Here is a 23,829-nt window from a genome sequence, read left to right on the forward strand (position 1 = left end):
GAGCGTCGGAAAGGTACCGAGCACCACATGAACGACAACGACAAGCAGCAGGGTCCGGAAAACGGCGGCAACCCGTGGATGAAGAGCCTGCTGATCTGGGTGGGCATCCTTGCGGCGCTGGCCCTGTTCGTCACCATGTTCGACGGCCGCAGCACGGCCGCGGCGGGCGATTCGATCGCCTATTCGAGCTTCCTGGACAAGGTGCAGGCGGGCGAAGTGAAGTCGGTCAACGTCACCGGCGGCACTGGTGGCACCAGCACGGTGACCGGCACGCTGTCGAGCGACGCCAAGTTCCGCACCAACGCCCCTTATGACCCGCAGCTGATCCAGACGCTGCGCGAGAAGAACGTCACGATCAACGCGCGGCCCGAAGAGCAGCCGTCGGTGTGGTTCTACATCCTCTATCAGTCGCTGCCGTTCCTGCTGTTCTTAGGGATAGCGTTCTTCGTGGTGCGCCAGATGCAGAAGAATTCGGGCGCGGGCGGGGCGATGGGCTTCGGCAAGAGCCGCGCCAAGCTGCTGACGCAGAAGGAAGGCAAGGTCACCTTCGACGACGTCGCCGGCATCGACGAGGCGCGCGAGGAGCTCCAGGAGATCGTCGAGTTCCTCAAGGACCCGACCAAGTTCGCCCGGCTGGGCGGCAAGATCCCCAAGGGCGCGCTGCTGGTCGGCTCGCCGGGCACCGGCAAGACGCTGCTCGCCCGCGCGATCGCCGGCGAGGCAGGCGTGCCGTTCTTCTCGATCTCGGGCTCCGACTTCGTCGAGATGTTCGTCGGCGTCGGCGCGAGCCGGGTGCGCGACATGTTCGAGCAGGCCAAGAAGTCGGCACCGTGCATCATCTTCATCGACGAAATCGACGCGGTCGGCCGTTCGCGCGGCGCCGGCCTGGGCAACCAGAATGACGAGCGCGAGCAGACGCTGAACCAGCTGCTGGTCGAGATGGACGGCTTCGACGCGAACGAAGGCATCATCATCGTCGCGGCGACCAACCGCCCCGACGTGCTCGATCCCGCGCTGCTGCGTCCGGGCCGCTTCGACCGCCAGGTCGTGGTGCCGCGTCCGGACATCGAAGGCCGCGTGAAGATCCTGGAAGTCCATATGAAGAAGGTGCCGCTGGCGCCCGACGTGGACAGCCGGACGATCGCGCGCGGCACCCCCGGTTTCTCGGGCGCCGACCTGGCCAATCTGGTCAACGAGGCGGCGCTGCTCGCGGCGCGGCGCGGCAAGCGGCTGGTGGCGATGAGCGAGTTCGAGGACGCCAAGGACAAGGTGATGATGGGCGCCGAGCGCCGATCGATGCTGATGACCGAGGACGAGAAAAGGATGACGGCCTATCACGAGGCCGGCCACGCCGTGGTCGCGCTGCACGAGCCGGCATCCGATCCGATCCACAAGGCGACGATCATCCCGCGCGGCCGCGCGCTGGGCATGGTGATGCGCCTGCCCGAGCGCGACCAGAATTCGATGCACCGCGACCAGATGTATGCGCATCTGTCGATCGCGATGGGCGGCCGGGTCGCCGAGGAACTGATCTTCGGATACGACCGGGTGTCCTCGGGCGCGTCTTCGGACATCCAGTCGGCGACGCGGCTCGCGCGCTCGATGGTGACCAAATGGGGCATGTCCGAAGCGGTCGGTCCGCTGGAATATGCCGAAGAGGAGCAGGGCTATCTCGGCTATGGCGGCAGCCGCGCGGCAAGCATGTCGAACGAGACTGCTTTGCTGATCGACGCCGAGATCAAGAAGCTGGTCGAGGGCGGCCTCAACCGCGCCAAGCAGGTGTTGACCGACCATATCGACCAGCTGCACGGCCTGGCTCAGGCGCTGCTGGAATATGAGACGCTCACGGGCGATGAGATCAAGCGGATCCTGGCTGGCGACCAGATCGACCGCGCCGACCCGGGCGCGAAGGCGACCGTGGTGGCGACCGCGGGAACCTCGATCCCCAAGATCCGCAAGCCCAAGGGGCCCTTCGGGAACCCGGCGCCGCAGGGCGCCTGACCGGATCGGGACCGGCGGTAAGAAAAAGCCCTTCTCCGGGATGCCGGAGAAGGGCTTTTCTTTTGGCGACTTTGTATTTTACAAATCCGGCGGCCTGATGGGGCGGCAGCGGTAGTCGGCGGCCTTTCTGCCATGCCGCCCTTCGATCACTTACAAGTCAGAAGGAGCGGCGCACTTTTGGGAGGCTCTGCCACCGCGTCAGCTTGATCTTCCCAGAGAGCCGCTTGGTCTACGGCAGGGCGGCGGTGACCGCCTGTGGTGCAAGCACCAAGAGCAAAGAACGCGATTAGGTCAGCCGGATCACTCCGGCTTCCCCAACGACTTGCTTGCGGTCTGGTCCGTGCCGACTTCGAAAATGACCCGGATCGGCGGCGCCCCCTCAGTGCTTTTGGTGAAGGATGCGGCACTTCCCAGCGTGACCGACATTTCCGGCGACATCGATCGGCGCACACCGGGGGATAGAACCTCTATCCGAGCCTTGATGGCGACAGTGTTGCTTGTCGTCCGCGTCAGCGCCGCTGCAACGGTGTAGCCTTTCCCCGTCGGCAGAACCGCTTCGACAGTGAACGGTTGTCCCTCCTTCGCGGTGAGCTGAGGTCGGCCGATTAGTTCGTCGCCATCATAGATTTGCATCCTGATCGAGTAGGTTTCTGCTTCCGCTTTCCGTGGTGCGGCTTGAGCAGGCGCACACATCAGCAGCAAGGATCCAAGCGCGGGAACTGTAGTGATTCGCATGCCGACCCTCTGCAATTCGATTGGGAGTTCAACGCGACGCTAGTTTCGGTGTGTTACGAGAAAACGGAGATCTTCGCCACTTCCTGCCCTGTGCGTGGAAGTGCAATACCGCGTGGGCCCGGCACTGAGCCTCAGGCATTGCCGTCGAGATAGGATGCCACCCACAGCAAGGGCGCGTTCCAGTTGATCGCGACTTCGTTCAGCGCATAGGCGGTGATCTCGTCCTTCCAGCAGCGTTGGGGCGCGCACTTGCCCTTCATGGCCAGTGCGACCGGATCGGTCATCCCCGTCGAATTGGGGCCTCCGGATACGACGCCCGGCGGCGGCCCGGGGAGCGATGCGTCGAGTTGGCGTGCCCAGAAGCGGTGATGCGGGTTCATCAGCGGCCGCGCGCCGAAGCCCGACACATAGCTCTGGTCGAGCGGGTTGCGCCCGAGCACATAATCCATCGCGTCGACCGCGCCGTCGCGATAGCGTGCGTCGCGGGTGAAGCGGTGCGCGAGGCCGAGGATCATCGCCCGGTTGAGGATCGACGAGTTCGAGCCCCAAGGATAAGCGAGCGTCGCATAGGGTATGCGGTACCCCGAGCGCGCCTCCTCGGCGAGGAATCCGTCGGCGGCGGCGACCAGCGCCGCCTTGGCGCGTGCGGCCTTGGCCTGTGGAATGCCTGGAGCGCTGGCGAGGGTGATCGTGCCGAGCGCGGCGACATTGCCCCAATTGGGCTCGCGCACCGCCGCGTCATGGGCCGGCATGCCGCGCAGCGCTTCGCCATAGCCGGCCTCGCCCGTCGTCGCCCACAATTCCGCGGTCGCCCAATAAAGCTCGTCCGACAGATCGTTGTCGCCATAGCCGCCGCTGCCGGTGAAGCTGTTGGTCGCATATACCTGCGGATTGCGCAGCGCCGCTTGGTAGGCGCGCTTGGCGGCGCTCAGGCAGGTTGCCGCGAATGCCGGATCGATTCCTCGCCAGATCCGCGCGCATTGCGCCGCGGTGGCGGCCAGGTTGAGCGTCGCGCCGGTCGTCGGCGGATAGAGCAGGCGGTCTTCCTTGTCCTCGTGCGGCCGGGTCGGAAGCGGGGTCCAGTTGCGGTCGGCCACCTTCTGGTGCGCCATTCCGCCTGCGTCGATGGCGTGGAACGTCAGCGGCGCGCCGCGCTGGAGCGGCCCCACCGGCACCTGCGCGCGGGTGCCATCGGGCACCTGCATCGACAACAGGAACCGCATCTCCCAACGCGCCTCGTCAAGGAGGTCGTCGATGCCGTTGCCCGCCTCGGGAAGCCGGGCGCGGCCATCGGCGAAGGCGAAACGCCCGGTGGCGGCCTGGCGTTCGTACAGGTTCTGCAGCGTCCACAGCGCGATGCCGCCATTGACGACATATTTGCCCTGGTCGCCCGCATCGTACCAGCCGCCGGTCACGTCGAGCGTGTAGCCGCACCCCGGCCAGACGGTGCCGCGCTCATCCGCGCCCTTGAAGCACGGCGCGATTTCCTTGGGGTGCCCGGCGGGCCGCGCCCATAGGGCGCCGCCGGCATAGCGCGCCTCGATCGGGATGCCGGCGCGGGTCTGGTAGAAATAGTTGAGCGCCGCCGATGCCAGCGGGGCGTAGAGCCCCGCGCGCACCACGAAGGCGCGGCTGGTCTGGCCGCCAATCTCGATCCGATAGATGCCGGGCGCCGTAACCTGGTCGAAGCGGACGAGATGGACATGGTCGCCCGAAGCCGCATCGGCGCCGATCACGCTCGACCATCCCTGGGCCGCGATCCTGCCGCCGGCGTCGACGACCCGCCAGCGGAGCGGCTTGGTTGACGCAGTGGCCACCACTGCGCGCTTCGCCGTGTCGGGCAGGAAGCCGACCTGGTTCAGCCGGATGGCGGGGACGGGGTTGCCGGCGCCAGAAAGGAATGCTGCGACGGCGGGCAGCAAGGCAACGCGGAAAATCGCAGGGGAAAGTTTCAAGAGGCGCCTCCGTTAGACCCCTGTGGCTTAACGCTTTTCCCGGCGATTGATACCCGGCGCCCGCGGCCGTGCATTGCCGATCCGGACCCGCCGATCGGCTGGCCCTAGCCGGTTGCCCCCATCGCCAACAGGATCACCAGGAACAGCGCCAGGACGATGCCGATGAAGTGCGCGAGCAGCACCGAGCGGACGATCGCCGAGAACCAGCCGAGGCTATAGGCCTGTTGCAGCTGGCGGGTGATGTGGACGAACGGCACGACCAGCCCCAGCACCTGGAGCAGCCCGGACGAGACGCCCACCGCTCTTGCCAGCGACAGCACGATGTACAGCAGCGACATGAAGGCGATCGAATAGATGATGAAGATCGCGTGGTCGTAGAGCTTGTACTGGCGCTTCCAGAAGAACAGCAGCCACAGGAACGGCAGCGACAGCGGGATCAGCAGCCACGAGAATTTGTAGCTCGACGACTGGAGCTTGTAGACCATCAGCGAGGGATTCTTGTGCCACTTCTCGATGCCGTGATCGATGAAGGCGATGCCGGTGTAGTTTATCTCGGCCTCCGGGCGCTCGCCCACCTGGCGTAGCGGCGCGGCGGCGATGTCGAGCGCCTTGAGCTTGATATTGTCCTTGTCGATGCGCTCCTGCTCGTCGATCCGGTCGGGATCGCCCGCGGCGAGCTTGTCGCGGTCGGCGATCGCGTCCTGCCGATCCTTCAGCACCGACTGGCGGTCCTCCTCGATCGCGGCGAGCGGCCTGGCGCCGCCGCCGGTCTTGAAGTTGGTCGACGGCGTGACGCCGGCCCAGGAGAAGACCGCAAACATTGCGAAGATCGAGAACAGGAAGATCGCCATCGGCGACACGAAGCGGGTGCGCTCGCCCGCAACGTAGCGGCGGGTGAGATCGCCCGGGCGCCAGGCGAGCAGCGGCAGCGTGCGCCAGAACTTACCTTCGAAATGGAAGACGCCGTGGACGATCTCGTGCCCGACGGCGTGGAGCGAGCGGTGGACGTGGCCGGGCTGGCCGCAATGGTGGCAATGCTCGCCGATCAGCGCGGTGCCGCAGTTCAGGCACATATGCGCGCCGTGCGCATGCGCCGCGTCCGGGCGGTCGATCGCCCGCCCGAGCAGCGCGCCAGTCACCAGCTCGCCTGCTGCCTCCATTCCCCCCATTCGTCCCGCCCTGTACCGTTTCCCCGCGGGCATGCTAGCAGAGGCGCATGGCCGATGCCGAGACCTTAAATCTGATCGCCGGGATGGGCGCGCGGGCGCGGGATGCAGCGCGCGTGCTGGCGGGCATGCCGAGCGACGCCAAGCGGCAGGCGCTGCTGGCGGGCGCACAGGCGCTGCGCGACGCCGCAGGGACGATCGAGGCGGCGAACCGCGAGGACATGGCCGCGGCGCAGGCGGCGGGCCTGTCGGGGGCGATGCTCGACCGGCTGCGGCTCGATGCCGGGCGGATCGCGGCGATGGCGGACGGCGTCGCCGCAGTGGCCGGGCTGGCGGATCCGGTGGGGGCGGTGTTCGACCGGGCCGAGCGGCCCAACGGCTTGGCGCTGAGCCGGGTCCGCGTGCCGATCGGCGTGATCGGGATCATCTATGAGAGCCGGCCCAATGTCACCGCCGATGCCGGTGCCTTGTGCGCGATGGCGGGCAATGCCGCGATCCTGCGCGGCGGATCCGAGGCGATCCGCAGCAACCGGGCGATCCATGCGGCGCTGGCGCGGGGGCTGGCGGCGGGGGGCATGCCGGCCGACGCGGTGCAGCTGGTGCCGGTGACCGACCGCGCGGCGGTGGGGGCGATGCTGACCGCTGCGGGCATGATCGACATGGTGGTGCCGCGCGGCGGCAAGGGGCTGGTGGCGCGGGTGCAGGCCGAGGCGCGGGTGCCGGTGCTGGCGCATCTCGACGGGCTCAACCACACTTATCTTCACGCCGCCGCCGACCCGGCGATGGCGCGCGACCTGGCGCTGAACGCCAAGATGCGGCGGACCGGGATTTGCGGAGCGACCGAGACCTTGCTGGTCGATCGCGGCTTTGGCGGGACGGGTGCGGTGCTTGCGGCGCTGGCGGACGCAGGGTGCGAGCTGCGCGGTGATGCACAAGTGCAGGCGATCGAGCCGCGGGTGGTGGCGGCGCAGGCGGAGGATTGGGATACCGAATATCTCGACGCGGTGCTTTCGGTGAAACTGGTCGAGGGGCCCGACGAGGCGATGGCGCATATCGCCCGGCATGGCTCGGGGCATACCGATGCGATCGTGACGCAGGACGCGGGCGTGGCCGAGCGCTTCCTGGCGGCGGTCGACAGCGCGATCGTGATGTGGAACGCCTCGACTCAATTCGCCGATGGCGGCGAGTTCGGGCTGGGGGCGGAGATCGGGATCTCCACCGGGCGACTGCATGCCCGCGGGCCGGTGGCGCTGGAAGGGCTCACCACGTATAAATGGGTGGTGCGCGGGACCGGCCAGGCGCGGCCTTGAAGCAGGCGTTCCCATTGTATACATTCGTTGCATGCGCAAATCGGCGGTCATCAGCGGACGCGTGGCGGAGGAGACTTCGGCCAAGCTTGATCTTCTCGCGGAGCGGATGGATCGATCGCGTGCCTGGATCGTCGCACGGGCGGTGGAGCAGTTCGTCTTGTCCGAGAGCGAGTTGATGGATTCGCTCGACGAGGCCGACCGCCAGATCGACCGCGGCGAATACAAGACCCAGGCGGACATGGAGGCCTGGGTGGCCGGACTGCAGCGCAGCGCGGCCGCCTGAGTGGCGGACATACGCTGGGCGCTGATGGCGCAAGCGGACGCCGAGCGGATCGCGCGTTACCACCAGGCGATCGATCCAGAGCTGGCCGCCGAGATCCTACAACGGATCGTCGGCGCGACGCGGATCCTGGGGGACTTGCCCCAAGCCGGACCGGCGACCGAACATGGCGCCCGGCGCAAATGGCGCGTCGCCCGCACCAGCTACATCCTCTTTTATCGGATCGAGCGCGACCATGTCCGCATCCTGCGGGTGCTGCACGGCGCGCAGGAACGGTCTGGCACGCTGTGAGCCGCATCGGTCTTCTCGGCGGGTCGTTCAATCCGGCGCATCTCGGGCATCGGCGGCTGTCGCTCAACGCCCTGCGCGCGCTGGGGCTCGACGAAGTGTGGTGGCTGGTCTCGCCGGGCAATCCGCTCAAGCCGGAGGACGGCATGGCGCCGCTGGCGGTGCGGCTATCCTCGGCGCGGCACGCGGCGCGGCATGCGCCGATTCGGGCGAGCGCGATCGAGGCCGAATTGGGGACGCGCTATACCGCCGACACGCTCGAAAAGCTGGTGCGGCGTTACCCGCAGCATCGCTTCGTCTGGCTGATGGGCGGAGACAATCTCGCCCAATTCCACCAGTGGCGCGATTGGCGGAAGATCGCGCGCACCGTTCCGATTGCGGTTGTTGCGCGTCCGGGCTATAGTGCACGGGCTCACGCAAGTCCTGCGATGAGTTGGCTGCGGCGCGCTGTGCGGCCCGCAGGCCAGGCAAAGCATTGGACGTGTTGGAGCTTGCCGGCCCTCGTGTTGCTGCGCTTTCGCCCCGATCCGACCTCCGCCACGCGCCTTCGGGCTGCGGACCCCGCCTGGCAACGGCACTTTTCGGATGCGACTCGACACCCCATATCGACCGTGCCCGTGCCGAACCCACGTCCGAGCACAGGCGTGTTGGAACCTTAAGGAGCTATCTTGGCAACTACCCCCCATGTGCAGGCGATCGCCGACGACGCCGATGCGCTGCACAAGCTGATCCTCACTTCGCTGGAGGACGATCAGGCGGTCGAGACCGTCTCGATCCCGCTCGCCGGCAAGTCGAGCATCGCCGATTACATGGTCGTCGCGAGCGGCCGGTCCACGCGGCAGGTCGCGTCGATGGCCGCCAAATTGGGCGAGAAGATCAAGGCCGAGTTCGGCCGCAATCCGCGCATCGAAGGCCTGGCCACCGCCGACTGGGTGCTGATCGATGCCGGTGACGTGATCGTCCACCTGTTCCGCCCCGAAGTCCGCACCTTCTACAATCTGGAGCGGATGTGGGCGTTCGGAGACACTGCGCCGGCCGCTCAGGCCTGAGCGTAACGACCGGTGCTGCTCCACATCGTGGCGCGGGGGCGCATCGGCCGGTCACCCGAAGCCGAGCTGGTCGAGCGCTATCTGAAGCGAGTCGGCTGGCCCACCCGCGTCACCGAACTTCCCGATATCGGCGGCAAAATGCCGGCGGTCGAGCCCGCTACCCGCATCGTCATGCTGGATGAGACGGGCGAGAACCTTCCCTCAAGGACATTGGCCGAGCGGCTGGGCCGCTGGCGCGACGACGGGATCCGCGAAACCCGCTTCCTGATCGGCGCCGCCGATGGCTTCGACGATGCCCAGCGCGGCGACGCGCACATGCTGTTGTCGTTCGGCAAGGCGACGTGGCCGCACATGATGGCCCGCGCGATGCTGGCCGAGCAATTGTGGCGGGCTTCGTCGATCCTGGCCAACCATCCGTATCACCGGGAAGGGTGATGGGCGCGCGCATCCTGGCCGTCCCCCTGGCGCTCGCCGCGATCCTGGTGACCGGCAGCCTGGCCGGAGCGCAGGCGCCGACGCTGGGCGACCAGCAGGTGCGGCTGAAATCGGCGTCGTCGCAGGCGCGGGCGGCGCGTGCGCGGGCAGATGCACTGGAGCGCGCGGCGGCGGCCGAGCGCGACCGGGCGGCACAGGCGCAGGGCGAGGAAGCCGCGGCGGCCGAGCGGATCAAGGCGGCGGAAGCCGATATCGCCGCGGCGAACGCGCGGATCGCGATCGTCGATCGGCTGCTCGCCGCGCAGCGTGCGCGGCTGGGAGCGCAGCAAAGCCCGATCCTGAAGCTGCTCGCGGCGCTGCAGTCCATGGCGCGCCGGCCGCCGATCCTGGGGCTGATCCAGCCGGGATCGACCGCCGACATGGTGCATGTCCGGGCCGCACTCGGTGCCGCGCTGCCGCTGGTGGAGGTGCGTACCGCAGCCGTGCGCGCGGAGCTGGATCGCGCCGGCGCGCTGCGCGCAACCGCCGGCAGCGCAGCGGCCCGGCTGCAGCAGAGCCGCGCGCGGCTGGAGGACGAGCGGCTGGCGCTGGTGCAGCTGGAGGCCGAGCACCGGCTGCGTTCGGAGGAACTGGGCCGCACCGCACTGGTGGAAAGCGATCGCGCCATCGCCATGGGCGAGCGCGCCCGCGAGATCGCCGACCAGATGGAGAATGCCGGAACCGTCGCCCAGGTCCGCGATGCGCTGGCCGGGCTGGAGGGACCGCTGCCGCGCCCCGCGGAGGGCCGGCCGCAGGCGCTGCAGGTGGACGGCGACCGTCCCTATCTGCTGCCGGTATGGGGACGGCTGGCGACCGGGTTCGGCGAATTGTCGCCCACTGGGGTGCGCGCCCGCGGGCTGACGCTGGCCTGCGCCGCCGATGCGCCGGTCCGCGCGCCGGCGGGCGGACGCATCGCCTATGCCGGGCCGTTCCGCGGCTATGGCGGGGTCGTCATCATCGACCATGGCAATGGCTGGACCTCGCTGGTCGCCGGCCTGGGGTCCGTGTCCGTCCGATTGGGGCAGAGGGTCGCGCAGGCCGCGCCGATCGGCCGCGCGGGCAAGAGTGACGAGCCGCGGGTGACGGTGGAGCTTCGGCGGCGCGGAACCCCCGTCGACCTTGTACAATTGCTCGACTGACAGGCCGTGAAAACGCCGCTATCTTCCCCCATATTCGGGACAATTCCCCAGAACTGAAAGTTCGTGTCGATGTTGCGTTCGTTTCTTCAGGTCACCGCCGCCGTGGGCGCGCTGGCGCTGGTTCCCATCGCCTCCGGCGCGATGGCCGGCGTGGATACCAGCAGCTATCGTGAGCTCGACACGTTCCTGGCGGTGCTGAACCAGGTCAAGGCGAACTATGTCGACAAGGTCGACGACAAGAAGCTGATGGAAGGCGCGATCCAGGGCATGCTCGCCTCGCTGGATCCGCACAGCAGCTATGCCGACGGCCTGGAATACGACAATCTCCAGATCCAGACCCAGGGCAATTATGGCGGGCTGGGCCTGACCGTCACCGAGGAGGACGGCGCGGTCAAGGTGATCGCCCCGACCGAAGATACGCCGGCGGCGCGCGCCGGGATCAAGTCCGGCGACTATATCACGCATATCGACGGCAAGTTCATCGTCGGCGGCAGCCTGGACGAAGCGGTGCAGCAGATGCGCGGCGCGCCGGGCAGCAAGATCGCGATGACGATCATCCGCCCGGGCGCCGACAAGCCGCTGCAGTTCACCCTGACCCGCGAGATCATCGTGCAGAAGCCGGTGAAGTGGGAAGTGAAGAACGGCGTCGGCTATATCAACATCAACACCTTCACGGCCCAGACCGGCGCGGACACGGTCAAGGCGATCCAGGGGATCGAGAAGCAGCTGGGGCACAAGCCGAGCGGCTATGTCATCGATCTGCGCGCCAATGGCGGCGGGCTGCTGAGCGAGGCGATCGCGGTGTCCGACGTGTTCCTGAGCCATGGCGAGATCGTCTCGCAGCGCGGGCGCGAGACGAACGACGTCGAGCGTTATTATGCCGAGAGCATGGTGCCGGGCGACTTGACTCGCGGGCTGCCGCTGGTGGTGCTGGTGGATGCCGGCACGGCTTCGGCATCCGAGATCGTCGCCGGCGCGCTGCAGGATCATCACCGTGCACTGGTGATGGGTACGCGCAGCTTCGGCAAGGGATCGGTGCAGACCATCCTGCCGATGGGCGAGCATGCCGCGCTGCGCTTGACCACCGCGCGCTATTACACTCCGTCGGGCCATTCGGTGCAGGAGGGCGGGATCAAGCCCGATCTGCTGGTGCCGCAGATCTCCGACCCCGACTACAAGACCCGGCCGGTGCTGCGCGAGGCCGACCTGCGCCGTCACCTGATCAATCAGGACAAGGTCGATGATTCGGTCCTGGAGGATGACGCCCGCACCGATCCGCGCTTCTCGGCGACGCCCGAGGAACTGAAGAAGCAGGGCATTGACGACTTCCAGCTGCATTACGCGCTGCAGACCATCTCGCGCACGGGCCCCAAGGGCCAGGTCGCGACGAAGGCCCGCTAGGCGATGCGCAGGGACGGACTTCGCACCGCGCGCTGGATCGCGCTGTTGCTGCCCGCGGCGCTGCTGGCGGGCGCCTGGGGATCGCAGCTGTTTGGGCTGGTGCCGTGCGAAATGTGCCATTGGCAGCGCTGGCCACATTATGCGGCGGTGATTGTAGCGGCGCTGAGCTTCGTGGTGCGGCCGCGCGTGGTTCGGACGCTGTTCGTGCTGTTCGCCGGCGTGCTGATCGCGGTGAGCGGCGGCATCGGCGTGTTCCATGCCGGCGTGGAATATCATTGGTGGCAGGGGATCACCGCCTGCACCACCAGCCTGGCGCATGGCGACCCGATGGACATCCTGAAGGAAGCATTGGGCAAGCCGCTGATCCGCTGCGACGTGCCGCAATGGTCGCTGTTCGGGATCAGCCTGGCCGGGTTCAACGCGATCCTGTCGCTGGGGGGCGCGGTGGCGATCTTCATCCTGGCGGCGAGGAGGCCACGCCGATGAGCTGGAAGCCCGGAGACAGACGCGAGGCGCGCGACATGATGGTCCGCGTCGACCAGGCCGGCGAATATGGCGCCACCCGTATCTATGCCGGGCAGCTGGCGATCATGGGCGACCGCACGCCGATGGCGCGGATGATCAACGGCATGGCGCTTCAGGAGGAGGAGCATCGCGCGTTCTTCGACGGCGTGCTCGCGCGGCGGGGCATTCGCCCGACGGCGTTGCAGCCCTTCTGGAACGTGGCCGGGTTCGCGCTGGGCGCGGTGACGGCGGCGCTGGGGCCGGAGGCGGCGATGGCGTGTACCGCCGCGGTCGAGACCGAGATCGACAAGCATTACCAGCAGCAGGTCGATGAACTGGCTCGGGACGATGACGATCCCGAACTGCGCACCGCAGTGCTCAAGTTCCAGGCCGAAGAGCTGGAGCATCGCGACACCGCGCTGGGCCATGGCGCGGAGAACGCGCTGGGCTATCCGGTGCTATCGGCGCTGATCCGGCTGGGCTGCCGCGTGGCCATTGCGTCGTCGAAACGGATATGACTTCGGGTGGCGAACGGATATGACAGGCTAGATTAAGCGTTGCCCCGTCAAAAGGCGGGTTCAAGGAGTAGATCATGCTGGAACGCATTGCCCTCGTCGCGGCCCTCGCCGCCGCTACCCTGGTGGCTCCGAACGCCGCGCAGGCGCAGAATGCGGCGCAGAACGGCGTGCTGGTGATCTATGGCGAAGACAAATGCCCGACCAACAGCAACGGCGAGGAAGTCGTGATCTGCCGCCGGCTGGACGAATCCGAGCGGTTTCGCATTCCCAAGACGTTGCGCGAGCAGCCCGGTCCGCCGCAGCAGACCGAAAGCTGGGCAGTGCGCTCGCAGGGCGCGCTGGAGGAAGGCCAGTTCGGCACCGGCAGCTGCTCCACCGTGGGCGCGGGCGGATCGACCGGGTGCTTCGTGCGCCAGGCGCGGCAGTCCAAGGCGGAGTCCCGGGCCCGGCGCGAGGCGCAGACTGACCTGCCGCTGCCTTGAGCAGGCTTAGCGCGGCGGGCGTACCCAGTGGGGCGCCCGGCGCAGCACGCAGTCCGCGATGATCCACAGCATCGCCGCACCGCGCAACGCCGCGGCATAGGCGATGTGAGTCGGCGTGGTGGCTGGCCAGCCACCCTCCATGCCGGCGAACCACCAGAATTCTGCGAAATAGGCGGCGACGTCGCCCAGCACGAACAGCGCCACCGGCAGCAGCCGTGGCGCCGTCAGCAGCAGCACCGGATAGAGCCACAGGTCAAACTGCGGCGAATAGACTTTGTTGGTCAGCATGAACCAGGCGAGCACCGGGGTGAACAGCACCCAGAGGTGATCGCGGTGTTGCCGCCAGCCGATCCCGACGATCAGCGCGGCGCCGCCGAGGAACAGCGCGGCGGCGTAGAGGTTGCGCTGCTCGATCCAAGTGAACCACAGGCCGGTGTTGGCGAGCACTTCCCAGCTGGCGCCGGCGGTGCCCTGGCGCTCCTGCGAGAAGCGGTAGAACTCGCTCCAATTGTCGGGGGCGAGCAGCGCGACCGGCAGGTTCACCAGCGCCCAGGCGCCGACCGCCGCCGCAGTGACCAGCGCCGCGCTGCGCAGGCGGACCAGCCATCCACCCCGGCCGAACAGCGCCTGCAGCCCGAACAAAGGCAGCGCAAGCGCGGGAAAGAGCTTGGCGGCGGCGCCGAGCGCGGCGAGCGCGGCGGCGGATGCCAGCCGGCCCGAGCGGGCGAGCAGCAGGGCGCCGACCGCGAGCGCGGCGGCGGCGAGGTCCCAATTGTGGCCGAGATACAGCACCAGCGGCGGCGCCGCGGCCCAGGCCCAGAGGCGGCGGCGATCGACCCCGGCGCGCAGGAACATGCGCAGGATGAGCGCGGCGAGCAGCGCGTTGGCGAGGCTGACGACCGCCAGGAAGCGGACGTCGTTGGCGCCGCGGCCGAACAGCGCGCGCGTGACGGCGCCCTCCGCCCAGATCTGCGCGCCGGTGAGCACCGGATATTCCATGCGCGTCTGAAAATAGGGCAGCTTGCCCTGCGCCACTTCGCGGCCGAGCCAGAAGGGCACCACGTCGCTGTAGCAGCCGGTGCTGTACTGCTCGGCATCCTGCCACCCGCCGGGCATGCAGTGGCTCTTGAACGCCCAGCCGGCGAAGCAGGTCAGCGCTAGCGCGATCCACAAGGCGGCCAACCGCCAATCCAGTCGCGCAGAGCCTTGTTGCATGCCGAACCGCTTACCGGCTGCGGCGAAGCGCGTCCACTTGCGCTGGACTTTGCGCGCGCTGGAACATAGATGGAACGGATGGCGCAGTTGGATGTCCGCTCGAAGCTCGCGATCCTGGCGGATGCCGCCAAATACGACGCGTCCTGCGCGTCGTCGGGAACGTCCAAGCGCAAGTCCGATAAGGGCGGCAAGGGGCTGGGCTCGACCGAGGGGATGGGCATCTGCCACGCTTATGCCCCGGACGGGCGGTGCATCAGCCTGCTCAAGATCCTGCTGACCAACAGCTGCATCTTCGACTGTCATTACTGCATCAACCGCAAGAGTTCGAACGTGCGGCGGGCGCGGTTCACGCCCGAAGAGGTGGTGGACCTCACGCTGAGCTTTTACCGGCGCAACTATATCGAGGGGCTGTTCCTCTCCTCGGGGATCATCGCGTCGTCGAACTATACGATGGAGCAGATCGTGCGGGTGGCCAAGCTGCTGCGCGAGGAGCATGATTTCCGCGGTTATATCCACCTCAAGACCATCCCCGATGCCGATCCCGAGCTGGTGCATCAGGCCGGGATGTATGCCGACCGCGTGTCGATCAACGTAGAGCTGCCGACCGTCGCCGGGCTGACGCGGCTGGCGCCGGAGAAGTCGGCGCCGCGCATCGAGGGGGCGATGCAGGAGGTGCGCACTGCGATCGACGACGGCTCTGACGCGAAGAAGCGCTACAAGTCGGCACCGAAGTTCGCGCCGGCGGGGCAGTCGACGCAGATGATCGTCGGGGCGGATGCGGCGACCGATGGCGACATCATCGGCCGCGCGGCGGGGCTGTACGACCGGTTCAAGCTGCGGCGAGTCTATTATTCCGCATTCAGCCCGATTCCCGATGCCAGCGCGGTGCTGCCGCTCCAGCGCCCGCCGCTGATGCGCGAGCACCGGCTGTACCAGTCCGATTGGCTGATGCGCTTCTACGACTATCAGCCGGGCGAAGTCGCGGCGGCGGCCGATGTCACCACGGGCATGCTGCCGCTCGACATCGATCCCAAGCTCGCCTGGGCGCTCAAGTTCCGCGATCGCTTCCCGGTCGACGTGAACCGCGCGCCGCGCGAGGCGCTGCTGCGCGTTCCCGGGCTCGGAGTGAAGGCAGTGGATGCGATCCTCGCCACCCGGCGCTGGCGCCGGCTGCGGCTGGCGGATGTGGCGCGGCTGACTGCGTCGGTGACCAAGATGCGGCCGTTCCTGATTGCCGAGGATTGGCGGCCGATTGCGCTCGCCGACAAGGCCGAACTCCGCCCGATCGTTGCGCCGAAGCGCGAGCAGCTGGAACTGTTCGCCGCCTGATACCGAAGCGAACGATTCGCAGGAGAAACATGCGGACCCGCACGCCGTTTGGTGCGCGAAGGGAATCGACATGCCGAATATCTATGAAGTGCTGAAGACCGATCACGACCGCCAGCGGGCGCTGCTCAAGCGAGTCGGCGACCATCCCGGCACCGATCAGCCGCGCAAGGACGCGTTCGAGACGCTGCGGCTCGACCTGCAGGCGCATGCCGCCGCCGAGGAGGAATCGCTCTATGCGACGATGCTCGGCGATCCGGAGCTGCGCGAGGACGCGCGGCATTCGGTTTCGGAGCACAAGGAAGTCGACGACTTCCTGGGCGAATTGCTCGAGCTCGAGTTCGGCACGACCGAGTGGGACGCGAAGTTCGCCGAGATGCGCCACCGCTACGAGCATCACATCGACGAGGAAGAGGAAGAGATGTTCCCGACCGCGGACGCGCATCTGTCCGACGCCGTCGAGGAGGCGCTGGGCGAGAAGTTCGAGGAGCGCAAGCCGGCCGAGCTGGAGCGCGCCGAAGAGCACAAGCCGGGCGACGAGCGGGAATAACGCCGGTTGCGCGTCGTAAGCCTGGTTGCCGAGGATGATTTCGACGGCTGGCGCGACGCGGCGCGGGCGCTGGTGCAGGCGCGAATACCCGCTTCGGAAGTGATCTGGCAGGTCGGCGACGCACCCGCCGACCTGTTCGGGGACGAGGCGGTGCTGGCGCCCGCCTCGCCGGCCCCGTTCAAGGTCTCCCGCGCATTCGTCGATCTGGCGCAGACCGCCATCCTCCACGCCGACCCCCAGCGCTTCGCCTTGCTCTACACGCTGCTGACCGGACTGATCGACCAGCCGCGGTGGATCGAGGATCGCGCCGATCCGCTGGTGCGGCGGCTGGAAGAGATGGCGAAGGCGGTGCGCCGCGACATCCACAAGATGCGCGCCTTTGTCCGCTTTCGCGAGACCGAGGAGGATGGCGGCGCGCGGTTCGTCGCCTGGTTCGAACCCGAGCATCACATCGTGCGGGCGAATGCGCGGTTCTTCGTCGACCGCTTCACCAATATGCGCTGGTCGATCCTCACCCCCGAACTGTCGTTGCACTGGGACGGCGAAACGCTGCGAGAAGGGCCGCCGGCGACCAAGGCGGACGCGCCCGAGGGCGATCCGATCGAGGACGTGTGGAAGACCTATTACGCGTCGATCTTCAATCCCGCCCGGCTGAAGACCGGCGCAATGCTGAAGGAAATGCCGCGCAAATACTGGAAGAACATGCCCGAGACGGCGCTGGTGAAGGAACTGATCGCAGGCGCACGGGCTCGGGAGACGGCGATGGTGGAGACGGTGGCGCGGAACACCGAGGGCAGCAACAGCCAGACCGCGTGGGCGGCGCTGCGCGACGAGGCGATGGGCTGCACTCGCTGCCACTTGTACCAGCACGCTACCCAGACGGTGTTCGGCGAAGGGCCGGTCGACGCGCGGATGATGTTTGTCGGCGAGCAGCCGGGCGACCAGGAGGATCTGGCGGGTAAGCCGTTCGTGGGCCCTGCGGGGCAGGTGTTCGACCGCGCCGTCACGCAGGCCGGGATCGACCGCAGCACCGTCTATGTCACCAATGCGGTGAAGCATTTCAAGTTCGAGCCGCGGGGCAAGCGGCGGATCCATGCCAAGCCCGATGCCGGGGAGATCAGCGCGTGCCGCTGGTGGTACGAGCAGGAGCGGCTGCTCGTGCGGCCGGAGATCACCGTGGCGCTGGGCGCGACCGCGGCGCGGCAGATGCTGGGGAAGACAGTGACAATCGGTCGCGAGCGCGGCCGGGCGATCGCGCTGCCCGATGGCGGGCAGGGGTGGATCACCATCCATCCCAGCTTCCTGCTGCGGATGCCGGACAAGGCGCGGGTGGAAGACGAGTTTGCGGCGTTCGTCGAGGACCTCAAAGGCGCGGCGGCGCTGTTGCGGTAAGGCGTGTGGAACTTAGGTTAGGTTTCCGCGCTTGATGTCGCTGGTGCAACGACCTGAAGGGGTGACCATGAAGTTTGTGATCAAGGCGGCGGCTGCCGCGGGCCTGCTGGCACTGGGCGCATGTGGCGGAAACGCCGACGACAAGGCAGCGGAGAACATCGAAGCGGCAGCGGACAACCGCGCCGACGTGCTCGATGCGCAGGCCGACAATGCCCAGAACGGGCAGGTCGAGGACGCGCTGGAAGATCAGGCCGATGCCGTTCGCGACAATGGTCACGACCTGGCCGACAAGGCCGACGACAATGACGACGCCCGCGTCGAGCAGCAGGCCGCGAACCAGATGTAAGCAGGTCGCCGAGAGTTCGGCGGCTGGCTTGAACACCCCGCGAGCCGAGACGGTTCGCGGGGTTTTTCGTGCCTGATCCGCCGGTTCCTGGAGGCTTCCTACTTTCTCGGGCCGAAATTCAGCCGGCGCGTCACGTTATAGTCGAGCACGGCCATGACGAAATACGCGCCGAACTGCTTCACCCGCGTCCAGGGGCGGGTGCGGGATTTGTGCAACTCGGACGTGATGCGTTCCGACTGCGCGACTTCGCCGTCGACATAGCCGCGGACATAGGCCGCGAACGCCGGATCTGAGATCCGCAGCATCAGTTCCAGGTTCAGGAACATCGACCGGATGTCGAAATTGGCCGATCCGATATGGACCACGTCGTCGATCACGAACAATTTGGTATGCAGCTTGGTCGGCTGATATTCGTAGATCTCGACCTTCTTGCGGAGCAAGCCGGCATAGGTGAAGCGCGCCGCCCAGATCGCGGCGCCGTGATCCAGCTTCGAGGGCAGCACCAGCCGGACGCGGCCCCGCTTTCCGACCTTGTCGAGCCGACGCAACATCGCCGGGTTGGGCGCGAAATAGGCGGCGATCAGATCGATGCTGCGCGATCGCTCCATGTCGCGCTTGACCACGCGCGCCCAGGGCGAGAGCCGCTGCATCGGGCCGCCGAGCAGCCAGCGGGTGGCGCCGAGGGGTTCGCTCCAGCGCCGCAGCGTGCGGGCAAGCGACCGCATCGAGGCGCGTGGCCGCTGCGTCCATTCCGCCAGCGCGTCGAAATAGCCGGCCAGTCGGGCGCCGGCGGGCCCCTCGACCAGCAGGCCCAGATCGCGCCAGCCGGCCTGCGCCGCCGTTTCGAAATAATCGTCCTCGATGTTGAAGCCGCCGATGATCACCCGCGCCTCGTCCGCCAGCGCGAGCTTCTGATGGTTGCGCATCAAATAGCGGCGGCCCAGGCGGGGCACGAAGCGGCACACGCTCACGCCCGCCGCGCGCAATGGGTCGAAGAAGTCGTGGCTGGCGGCGGGCTCGCTGCCCATGCCGTCGACGATCAGCTGGACCTTCACACCGCGCCGCGCCGCGCCGATCAGCGCCTCGCGCACGGCGGCGCCGGCATCGTCATCGACATAGATATAATAGAGAACCCGCAGCGTGCGGGTGGCCGAGCGGATCAGCCCGAGGAGGAGCGCAAGCCGCTCGGGACCGTCGGGCAGCAGCGTCAGCCGGTTGCCTTCGACGGTGAAGCCGGGCTGCCGCGGCCGCGGCATGGCCGCCTCCGGGCCGGTATCGTCAGAGGCTAGGCGCGCGCCCGGCTGGGAAGACATAGCTATGGTCCTGTTGCCGATACGCGACTGAAACCATCCTACCCCCAAGCGGCGATGCGGTTCAACCACGCCGGCAAAGCGCGTTTCCTTGACATTTCGGCGGTCTTCCGATAGGAGCCTCGCCTTTCCGGACACCATAGGCAAGGAAGCGTTCAATGGCGCGCGTAACCGTCGAGGATTGCGTCGACAAGATTTCCAACCGGTTCGACCTGGTGTTGTTCGCGGCGCAGCGTGCCCGGCAGATCTCTGGCGGCGCCGACCTGACCATCGATCGCGACCGCGACAAGAACCCGGTCGTCGCGCTGCGCGAGATCGCCGAAGAGACCGTCCGTCCGGATCATCTGGAAGAGGCCGTGGTGTCGAGCCTGCAGCGCGTGCAGATCGACGACGAGGAAGCGCCGGACGAAGTGGGTTCGCTGTCGGCCCAGGCCGAAGCGCTGCGCCTCACCGCCGCCGCGCCGCCGCGCAACCAGAATCTGGGTGCCGACTACGAAGGCTGAGGCTTTCGGACGTTAAAGATTAGGGGCTCCGGAGCGATCCGGGGCCCTTTTCTTTGGGGCGCGGTCTTGGTGCGGGATCGGAATCTCCTCACGATATGTTGCTCGTGGCGACTACCCCTCCACCAAGCTGCGCTTGGCTCCCCTTCCCCTCCGGGGGAGGATTAGGCTTCCAGCTCTATCTCCGGCGGGCGGACGCCCTTGAAGCCTTGCGCGACGACGAACCATTCCACCGAGCCCTTGCGGCTGGCGGGCGGCTTGGCGTGCTTCACGGTGGTGAAGTTTCGCTTCATCTCGGCCACCAGGCTCGAATCGGCGCCGCCGGCGAAGACCTTGGACACGAAGGTGCCGCCGGGTTCGAGCGTCCGCAGCGCGAAGTCGAGCGCGGCCTCGACCAGCCCCATCGTGCGCAGCGCGTCGGTCTGGGGATGGCCGACGGTGTTCGCGGCCATGTCGGACAGGATCAGGTCGGGCGCGCCGCCCAGTTCCTCGATCAGGCGCGCGGGCGCGGCATCGTCCATGAAGTCCATTTCAAGGATGGTGGCGCCGTCGATCGGGTCGACGGGTAGCAGGTCGATGCCGACCACGCTTGCCTGGGGCAACCGCTTGCGCACGACCTGGGTCCAGCCGCCCGGGGCCAGCCCCAAGTCGATGATCCGCTTCGATCCGCGCAGGAAGCCGAACTTCTCGTCCAGCTCGGTCAGCTTGTACGCCGCGCGGCTGCGATAGCCCTCGGCCTTGGCGCGCTTTACATATGGGTCGTTCAACTGGCGCTCGAGCCAGCGCGTCGACTGCGCGGTGCGGCTGCGCGCCGTCTTTACCCGCGTATGACCCCGTGCTCCGCCTCGGCTCACAATCCGTCCCCGTTCATCAATCGACGCAAAATGCCCTCGCGAATGCCGCGGTCGGCGATGCCTAGCCGCTCGGCCGGCCATAGATCGAGGATCGTCTCGAGGATAGCGCAGCCGGCCACCACCAGGTCGGCGCGTTCGCCGCCGATGCACGGCACCTGGCTGCGCTCCGCCATGCTCATGCCGGCGATGCGGGCGCTGACGTCGCGCATCGCTGCCGACGGGACGATCAGCCCGTCGACCACCGACCGGTCATAGCTGGCGAGGCCGAGATGGACGCTGGCCAGGGTGGTGACGGTGCCGCTGGTGCCGAGCAGGCGGCGCGTGCCGCGCGGCTGGCGCAGCCGGGCGACGAACGGCGCGAAGCTTTCCGCCACGCGGGCGCGCATCGCGGCATAGGCCTGGGCGCGGCCCTCGGGCGTATCGGGCGCGCGAGCCGATTCGGTGAGCGACACCACGCCCCAGGGAGCGCTGTGCCAGTCGAGAATGCGCGGCACCGGAGCCCGCGAGTCGACCAGCACCAGTTCGGTCGAACCGCCCCCGATGTCGAACACCAATGCCGGGCCGTCGCCGGGCTCGAGCAGGGCATGGCAGCCCAGCACGGCCAGCCGCGCCTCTTCTTCCGCCGTGATGATGTCGAGCGCGATGCCGGTTTCCTGATAGACCCGCTCGATGAAGGCGGCGCCGTTCGAGGCCTGGCGGCATGCTTCGGTCGCCACCGAGCGGGCCAGCGCGACGTTGCGGCGCTTGAGCTTTTCGGCACAGATCCGCAGCGCGGCCAGCGTCCGCTCGATCGCCGCGTCGGAAAGCTTGCCGCTGCCGGCCAGTCCTTCTCCCAGCCGGACGATCCGCGAAAAGGCGTCGATCACGACGAACGCCGACCCCGCAGGGCGCGCAATCAGCAGGCGGCAATTGTTGGTGCCGAGATCGAGCGCGGCATAATGCCGCAGTTCCGGCATCCGCGCGCGGGTCTGCCGCTCTTCGGTCGGCTTGGGCGCGGGCCGGGGCGAGACGTTTCTCCGGCCGCGGGGCAGTCTGGCTGAGCCATCCCCCATGATTTCACTCACTTATGTTCTTCCGTCACGGCTCCCAAACGGAACCGCCGGTGCTTGGCCGCAAGGCTAGCGCAGCTACCGGGTCAGGGCAAGCAAGGTCGCAGGATGGCGTTGACAGCGCGAAAACAGCGGCTTATGCGCGCCCCTCTTGATGCCCCGTCGTCTAAAGGTAAGACTACGGACTCTGACTCCGTCAATTGAGGTTCGAATCCTCACGGGGCATCCAGTACTTCCCTCCCAAAGCACTGATCGATTTAGCTTTTCAGCGCTGGATCCCGCATGCGGCCACGCCGGCTGCCTCAACCTCGAGCTCCGGGTATTCGGACGTTCCAGACGCGGGGTGAGCGCTTCGATCAGCCTCTGGCTGCGAGCAACGGCTTGACGCCGGCCGGTGCAACGTTCTGAAGCGCGGTGGTGCAGGGGTATCCTCGATCTGCTTTACCGCCCCGGAAATCTATCTCGCGGGAGTCGCTTTGATGTCCGACAGCAGGACCCTCTCGACGGAAGCTTTCGGCGCTATGGCTCCGCCAATGATCCAGATGGGCGTGAACGATCGCTCGGGGATTTCGCGTCGTTCGATGGTAGTGGCGGCCTTCTCGACGGTCGTGGAATGGTATGATTTCACTCTCTATTTGTACTTGGCCACGGTGCTGTCGCGGGTCTTCTTCGGAGGCGGCGCCGCGTCCCTCGGCATGACGCTTGGTGGATTTGCGATCGCCTATATCATGCGGCCGCTTGGCGCGGCCGTGTTCGGCCATGTGGGCGACCGATATGGCCGCCGGCGCATGATGCTGCTGTCGATGGCGCTGATGACGGCGGCTATGCTGGCAACGGCGATGTTGCCGACCTATGCGCAGATCGGCCCCGCTGCGGGGGGGCTCCTGCTGCTGCTTCGCTGCGTGATGTCCTTCTCGGTGGGGGGCGAATACACTGGGGTGGTCGCGTATCTTCTGGAAGGTGCCAGCACGAACCGGCGCGGGCTCGTCGTGTCCTGGGCGGCGGCTGCTAGCGAAGTGGGCGGGCTGCTCGCCGCCGGCATCGCTGCTCTCACGGTCGGCGCGATCGGTGTTGGCGATCTCGATATCTGGGGATGGCGTATCCCATTCCTGGTCGGCGCGGGTCTGGCGGCGTCGGTCTGGCTCGCTCGATCGGTGATGGAGGAGTCGCCCGATTTCGAACGGCAAGCAGCAGGTGGCACCGTGCCTGACAATCCGCTGCGTCACACCCTGACGAACCACCGGGCGGGCATTGCACGTGGGTTCGCCATCTCGGCACTAGGCTCGATCACCTATTATGTCGGGATCACCTATGTGCCGGCCTTCCTCGCCAGCGCCGCAAAGATGTCCGAAGCCGAGGCTCTGTGGCTGACCACCGCTGCGGCTCTTGTGGTTATCCTCGTGACGCCTTTCACGGGAGCGCTGTCCGACCGTGTCGGTCGAAAGCCCGTGCTGATCGGCGTGTGCGGCTGTGCCGCCGTGCTCCCTGTGGCGATGTTCTCGCTGATGGCGGGCGGTTCGTATGGCTGGGCGCTCTGCGGAGCGTTGGTGCTGGCGGCGGTGGGCGGCAGCGTCAGCGCCGTTGGGGCTGTCGCTACTGCAGAGCAGTTTCCGGGCGAGGGCAGGCTGACTGGCCTGGCTCTGGGCGTGACGGCTGCGACAGCATTGTTCGGCGGGTTAGCTCCCTATCTCGCCCACCTGCTGGCGCAGGCAAGCGGGCGGCCGATCATGCCGGGGGTGATGATCGCCGCCGTGGCCTTGGGTGTGTTGCCCGTTCTTCTCAAGATGCGGGAAACCCGTCCGCCACACGAACAGCCAAGCTGAAACGGGAAGGCAGGTCGAGGTTCGGACTTGGCGTCGTAGAGTCGCGCCGAACTTTGAATGATGCGTCAGATCCGAATGGTCTGGAAAAGAGGCATAATAGTTTCGCGCGCCTTAATCTAAAAAGCCATGATGGCGCTTGAATCGCCATTGAACTGTCGCAAG

Annotated in this window: 25 protein-coding genes and 1 tRNA gene; 19 read left to right on the forward strand and 7 right to left on the reverse strand. The window is 67.4% G+C overall.

The window, feature by feature from the left end; all coding sequences use genetic code 11:
- Positions 1-27 precede the first annotated feature (27 nt).
- Positions 28-2,001 carry an ATP-dependent zinc metalloprotease FtsH gene (gene ftsH, locus LZ586_RS11960; protein ID WP_235076519.1) on the forward strand — a complete coding sequence of 658 codons (1,974 nt, stop codon included), beginning with the start codon at positions 28-30 and terminating at the stop codon, positions 1,999-2,001.
- Positions 2,002-2,301: 300 nt separating this feature from the next.
- Here the strand turns inward: ftsH and LZ586_RS11965 are convergent, their stop codons facing one another.
- The 3 genes from LZ586_RS11965 to LZ586_RS11975 all read right to left on the reverse strand — a co-directional run bounded on the left by LZ586_RS11965 (position 2,302) and on the right by LZ586_RS11975 (position 5,860).
- Positions 2,302-2,736: a hypothetical protein gene (locus LZ586_RS11965; RefSeq protein ID WP_235076520.1), complete on the reverse strand. Its 435-nt coding sequence runs from the start codon at positions 2,734-2,736 to the stop codon at positions 2,302-2,304.
- 131 nt (positions 2,737-2,867) lie between these two features.
- Positions 2,868-4,691: a glycoside hydrolase family 9 protein gene (locus LZ586_RS11970; protein ID WP_235076521.1), complete on the reverse strand. Its 1,824-nt coding sequence runs from the start codon at positions 4,689-4,691 to the stop codon at positions 2,868-2,870.
- A gap of 104 nt (positions 4,692-4,795) precedes the next feature.
- On the reverse strand, positions 4,796-5,860 hold the full coding sequence (locus LZ586_RS11975; RefSeq protein ID WP_235076522.1) for a DUF3667 domain-containing protein: 1,065 nt from the start codon (positions 5,858-5,860) through the stop codon (positions 4,796-4,798).
- A gap of 47 nt (positions 5,861-5,907) precedes the next feature.
- On the opposite strand from LZ586_RS11975, the gene LZ586_RS11980 reads away from it, so the two are divergent.
- The 11 genes from LZ586_RS11980 to LZ586_RS12030 all read left to right on the forward strand — a co-directional run bounded on the left by LZ586_RS11980 (position 5,908) and on the right by LZ586_RS12030 (position 13,302).
- Complete coding sequence (locus LZ586_RS11980; protein ID WP_235076523.1) at positions 5,908-7,167, forward strand: glutamate-5-semialdehyde dehydrogenase; 1,260 nt, start codon at positions 5,908-5,910, stop codon at positions 7,165-7,167.
- Between the two features lie 31 nt (positions 7,168-7,198).
- A complete protein-coding gene (locus LZ586_RS11985) occupies positions 7,199-7,450 on the forward strand; it encodes a CopG family ribbon-helix-helix protein (RefSeq protein ID WP_235076524.1) in 252 nt (83 codons plus the stop codon).
- Positions 7,451-7,474: 24 nt separating this feature from the next.
- The gene (locus LZ586_RS11990) at positions 7,475-7,738 is read left to right on the forward strand and encodes a type II toxin-antitoxin system RelE/ParE family toxin (protein ID WP_235076525.1); all 264 of its coding nucleotides are present in this window, start codon (positions 7,475-7,477) and stop codon (positions 7,736-7,738) included.
- The gene (locus tag LZ586_RS11995) at positions 7,735-8,394 is read left to right on the forward strand and encodes a nicotinate-nucleotide adenylyltransferase (RefSeq protein WP_235076526.1); all 660 of its coding nucleotides are present in this window, start codon (positions 7,735-7,737) and stop codon (positions 8,392-8,394) included. Before LZ586_RS11990 ends, LZ586_RS11995 begins: the two co-directional genes overlap by 4 nt.
- Positions 8,395-8,403: 9 nt before the next feature.
- Positions 8,404-8,784 carry a ribosome silencing factor gene (rsfS, locus tag LZ586_RS12000; RefSeq protein ID WP_235076527.1) on the forward strand — a complete coding sequence of 127 codons (381 nt, stop codon included), beginning with the start codon at positions 8,404-8,406 and terminating at the stop codon, positions 8,782-8,784.
- Between the two features lie 12 nt (positions 8,785-8,796).
- Positions 8,797-9,219, forward strand: coding sequence for a 23S rRNA (pseudouridine(1915)-N(3))-methyltransferase RlmH (locus LZ586_RS12005; RefSeq protein WP_235076528.1), 423 nt, complete (start codon positions 8,797-8,799; stop codon positions 9,217-9,219).
- A complete protein-coding gene (locus LZ586_RS12010; RefSeq protein WP_235076529.1) occupies positions 9,219-10,397 on the forward strand; it encodes a murein hydrolase activator EnvC family protein in 1,179 nt (392 codons plus the stop codon). Before LZ586_RS12005 ends, LZ586_RS12010 begins: the two co-directional genes overlap by 1 nt.
- A 69-nt stretch (positions 10,398-10,466) precedes the next feature.
- Positions 10,467-11,798 carry a S41 family peptidase gene (locus LZ586_RS12015; protein WP_235076530.1) on the forward strand — a complete coding sequence of 444 codons (1,332 nt, stop codon included), beginning with the start codon at positions 10,467-10,469 and terminating at the stop codon, positions 11,796-11,798.
- Between the two features lie 3 nt (positions 11,799-11,801).
- Entirely contained in the window at positions 11,802-12,284 is a 483-nt protein-coding gene (locus LZ586_RS12020; RefSeq protein ID WP_235076531.1) for a disulfide bond formation protein B, read from the forward strand.
- The gene (locus LZ586_RS12025) at positions 12,281-12,820 is read left to right on the forward strand and encodes a demethoxyubiquinone hydroxylase family protein (RefSeq protein ID WP_235076532.1); all 540 of its coding nucleotides are present in this window, start codon (positions 12,281-12,283) and stop codon (positions 12,818-12,820) included. Before LZ586_RS12020 ends, LZ586_RS12025 begins: the two co-directional genes overlap by 4 nt.
- Positions 12,821-12,894: 74 nt before the next feature.
- Entirely contained in the window at positions 12,895-13,302 is a 408-nt protein-coding gene (locus LZ586_RS12030) for a hypothetical protein (RefSeq protein ID WP_235076533.1), read from the forward strand.
- A gap of 6 nt (positions 13,303-13,308) precedes the next feature.
- Here the strand turns inward: LZ586_RS12030 and LZ586_RS12035 are convergent, their stop codons facing one another.
- Positions 13,309-14,517: a glycosyltransferase 87 family protein gene (locus LZ586_RS12035; RefSeq protein WP_235076534.1), complete on the reverse strand. Its 1,209-nt coding sequence runs from the start codon at positions 14,515-14,517 to the stop codon at positions 13,309-13,311.
- A gap of 78 nt (positions 14,518-14,595) precedes the next feature.
- Between LZ586_RS12035 and LZ586_RS12040 the strand changes: the two genes are divergently transcribed.
- From LZ586_RS12040 to LZ586_RS12055, 4 genes are all read left to right on the forward strand, one after another.
- On the forward strand, positions 14,596-15,846 hold the full coding sequence (locus LZ586_RS12040; RefSeq protein ID WP_235079796.1) for a putative DNA modification/repair radical SAM protein: 1,251 nt from the start codon (positions 14,596-14,598) through the stop codon (positions 15,844-15,846).
- A gap of 70 nt (positions 15,847-15,916) precedes the next feature.
- Positions 15,917-16,393: a hemerythrin domain-containing protein gene (locus LZ586_RS12045; protein ID WP_235076535.1), complete on the forward strand. Its 477-nt coding sequence runs from the start codon at positions 15,917-15,919 to the stop codon at positions 16,391-16,393.
- A 6-nt stretch (positions 16,394-16,399) separates the two neighbouring features.
- The gene (locus LZ586_RS12050) at positions 16,400-17,785 is read left to right on the forward strand and encodes a UdgX family uracil-DNA binding protein (protein WP_235076536.1); all 1,386 of its coding nucleotides are present in this window, start codon (positions 16,400-16,402) and stop codon (positions 17,783-17,785) included.
- 67 nt (positions 17,786-17,852) lie between these two features.
- On the forward strand, positions 17,853-18,131 hold the full coding sequence (locus LZ586_RS12055; RefSeq protein ID WP_235076537.1) for a hypothetical protein: 279 nt from the start codon (positions 17,853-17,855) through the stop codon (positions 18,129-18,131).
- 98 nt (positions 18,132-18,229) lie between these two features.
- On the opposite strand, the gene LZ586_RS12060 is transcribed toward LZ586_RS12055, so the two are convergent.
- Entirely contained in the window at positions 18,230-19,387 is a 1,158-nt protein-coding gene (locus LZ586_RS12060; RefSeq protein ID WP_235076538.1) for a phospholipase D-like domain-containing protein, read from the reverse strand.
- A gap of 212 nt (positions 19,388-19,599) precedes the next feature.
- On the opposite strand from LZ586_RS12060, the gene rpoZ reads away from it, so the two are divergent.
- On the forward strand, positions 19,600-19,944 hold the full coding sequence (rpoZ, locus tag LZ586_RS12065; RefSeq protein WP_235076539.1) for a DNA-directed RNA polymerase subunit omega: 345 nt from the start codon (positions 19,600-19,602) through the stop codon (positions 19,942-19,944).
- A 161-nt stretch (positions 19,945-20,105) separates the two neighbouring features.
- On the opposite strand, the gene LZ586_RS12070 is transcribed toward rpoZ, so the two are convergent.
- Positions 20,106-20,795: an RlmE family RNA methyltransferase gene (locus tag LZ586_RS12070; protein ID WP_235076540.1), complete on the reverse strand. Its 690-nt coding sequence runs from the start codon at positions 20,793-20,795 to the stop codon at positions 20,106-20,108.
- Positions 20,792-21,847: a Ppx/GppA phosphatase family protein gene (locus LZ586_RS12075; protein WP_413777284.1), complete on the reverse strand. Its 1,056-nt coding sequence runs from the start codon at positions 21,845-21,847 to the stop codon at positions 20,792-20,794. Before LZ586_RS12075 ends, LZ586_RS12070 begins: the two co-directional genes overlap by 4 nt.
- Before the next feature lie 152 nt (positions 21,848-21,999).
- On the opposite strand from LZ586_RS12075, the gene LZ586_RS12080 reads away from it, so the two are divergent.
- Positions 22,000-22,073 (forward strand) — tRNA-Gln (locus LZ586_RS12080).
- Positions 22,074-22,386: 313 nt separating this feature from the next.
- Complete coding sequence (locus LZ586_RS12085; protein ID WP_235079798.1) at positions 22,387-23,667, forward strand: MFS transporter; 1,281 nt, start codon at positions 22,387-22,389, stop codon at positions 23,665-23,667.
- Positions 23,668-23,829: the final 162 nt, after the last annotated feature.

The organism is Sphingomonas sp. S2-65 (genome assembly GCF_021513175.1).
Classification (GTDB): Bacteria; Pseudomonadota; Alphaproteobacteria; order Sphingomonadales; family Sphingomonadaceae; genus Sphingomonas.

Excerpts from the sequence above, each read along its gene's own strand:
- LZ586_RS11965 (WP_235076520.1), bottom strand. The coding sequence starts at position 2,736 with ATGCGAATCACTACAGTTCCCGCGCTTGGATCCTTGCTGCTGATGTGT.
- LZ586_RS12055 (WP_235076537.1), top strand. The coding sequence starts at position 17,853 with ATGAAGTTTGTGATCAAGGCGGCGGCTGCCGCGGGCCTGCTGGCACTG.
- LZ586_RS12015 (WP_235076530.1), top strand. The coding sequence starts at position 10,467 with ATGTTGCGTTCGTTTCTTCAGGTCACCGCCGCCGTGGGCGCGCTGGCG.
- LZ586_RS12020 (WP_235076531.1), top strand. The coding sequence starts at position 11,802 with ATGCGCAGGGACGGACTTCGCACCGCGCGCTGGATCGCGCTGTTGCTG.
- LZ586_RS12010 (WP_235076529.1), top strand. The coding sequence starts at position 9,219 with ATGGGCGCGCGCATCCTGGCCGTCCCCCTGGCGCTCGCCGCGATCCTG.
- LZ586_RS11985 (WP_235076524.1), top strand. The coding sequence starts at position 7,199 with ATGCGCAAATCGGCGGTCATCAGCGGACGCGTGGCGGAGGAGACTTCG.
- LZ586_RS12030 (WP_235076533.1), top strand. The coding sequence starts at position 12,895 with ATGCTGGAACGCATTGCCCTCGTCGCGGCCCTCGCCGCCGCTACCCTG.
- LZ586_RS12040 (WP_235079796.1), top strand. The coding sequence starts at position 14,596 with ATGGCGCAGTTGGATGTCCGCTCGAAGCTCGCGATCCTGGCGGATGCC.
- LZ586_RS11980 (WP_235076523.1), top strand. The coding sequence starts at position 5,908 with ATGGCCGATGCCGAGACCTTAAATCTGATCGCCGGGATGGGCGCGCGG.
- LZ586_RS12060 (WP_235076538.1), bottom strand. The coding sequence starts at position 19,387 with ATGCCGCGGCCGCGGCAGCCCGGCTTCACCGTCGAAGGCAACCGGCTG.
- LZ586_RS12025 (WP_235076532.1), top strand. The coding sequence starts at position 12,281 with ATGAGCTGGAAGCCCGGAGACAGACGCGAGGCGCGCGACATGATGGTC.
- rpoZ (WP_235076539.1), top strand. The coding sequence starts at position 19,600 with ATGGCGCGCGTAACCGTCGAGGATTGCGTCGACAAGATTTCCAACCGG.
- LZ586_RS11990 (WP_235076525.1), top strand. The coding sequence starts at position 7,475 with ATGGCGCAAGCGGACGCCGAGCGGATCGCGCGTTACCACCAGGCGATC.
- LZ586_RS12045 (WP_235076535.1), top strand. The coding sequence starts at position 15,917 with ATGCCGAATATCTATGAAGTGCTGAAGACCGATCACGACCGCCAGCGG.
- LZ586_RS12075 (WP_413777284.1), bottom strand. The coding sequence starts at position 21,847 with ATGGGGGATGGCTCAGCCAGACTGCCCCGCGGCCGGAGAAACGTCTCG.
- LZ586_RS12085 (WP_235079798.1), top strand. The coding sequence starts at position 22,387 with ATGGGCGTGAACGATCGCTCGGGGATTTCGCGTCGTTCGATGGTAGTG.
- ftsH (WP_235076519.1), top strand. The coding sequence starts at position 28 with ATGAACGACAACGACAAGCAGCAGGGTCCGGAAAACGGCGGCAACCCG.
- LZ586_RS11975 (WP_235076522.1), bottom strand. The coding sequence starts at position 5,860 with ATGGGGGGAATGGAGGCAGCAGGCGAGCTGGTGACTGGCGCGCTGCTC.
- LZ586_RS12035 (WP_235076534.1), bottom strand. The coding sequence starts at position 14,517 with ATGCAACAAGGCTCTGCGCGACTGGATTGGCGGTTGGCCGCCTTGTGG.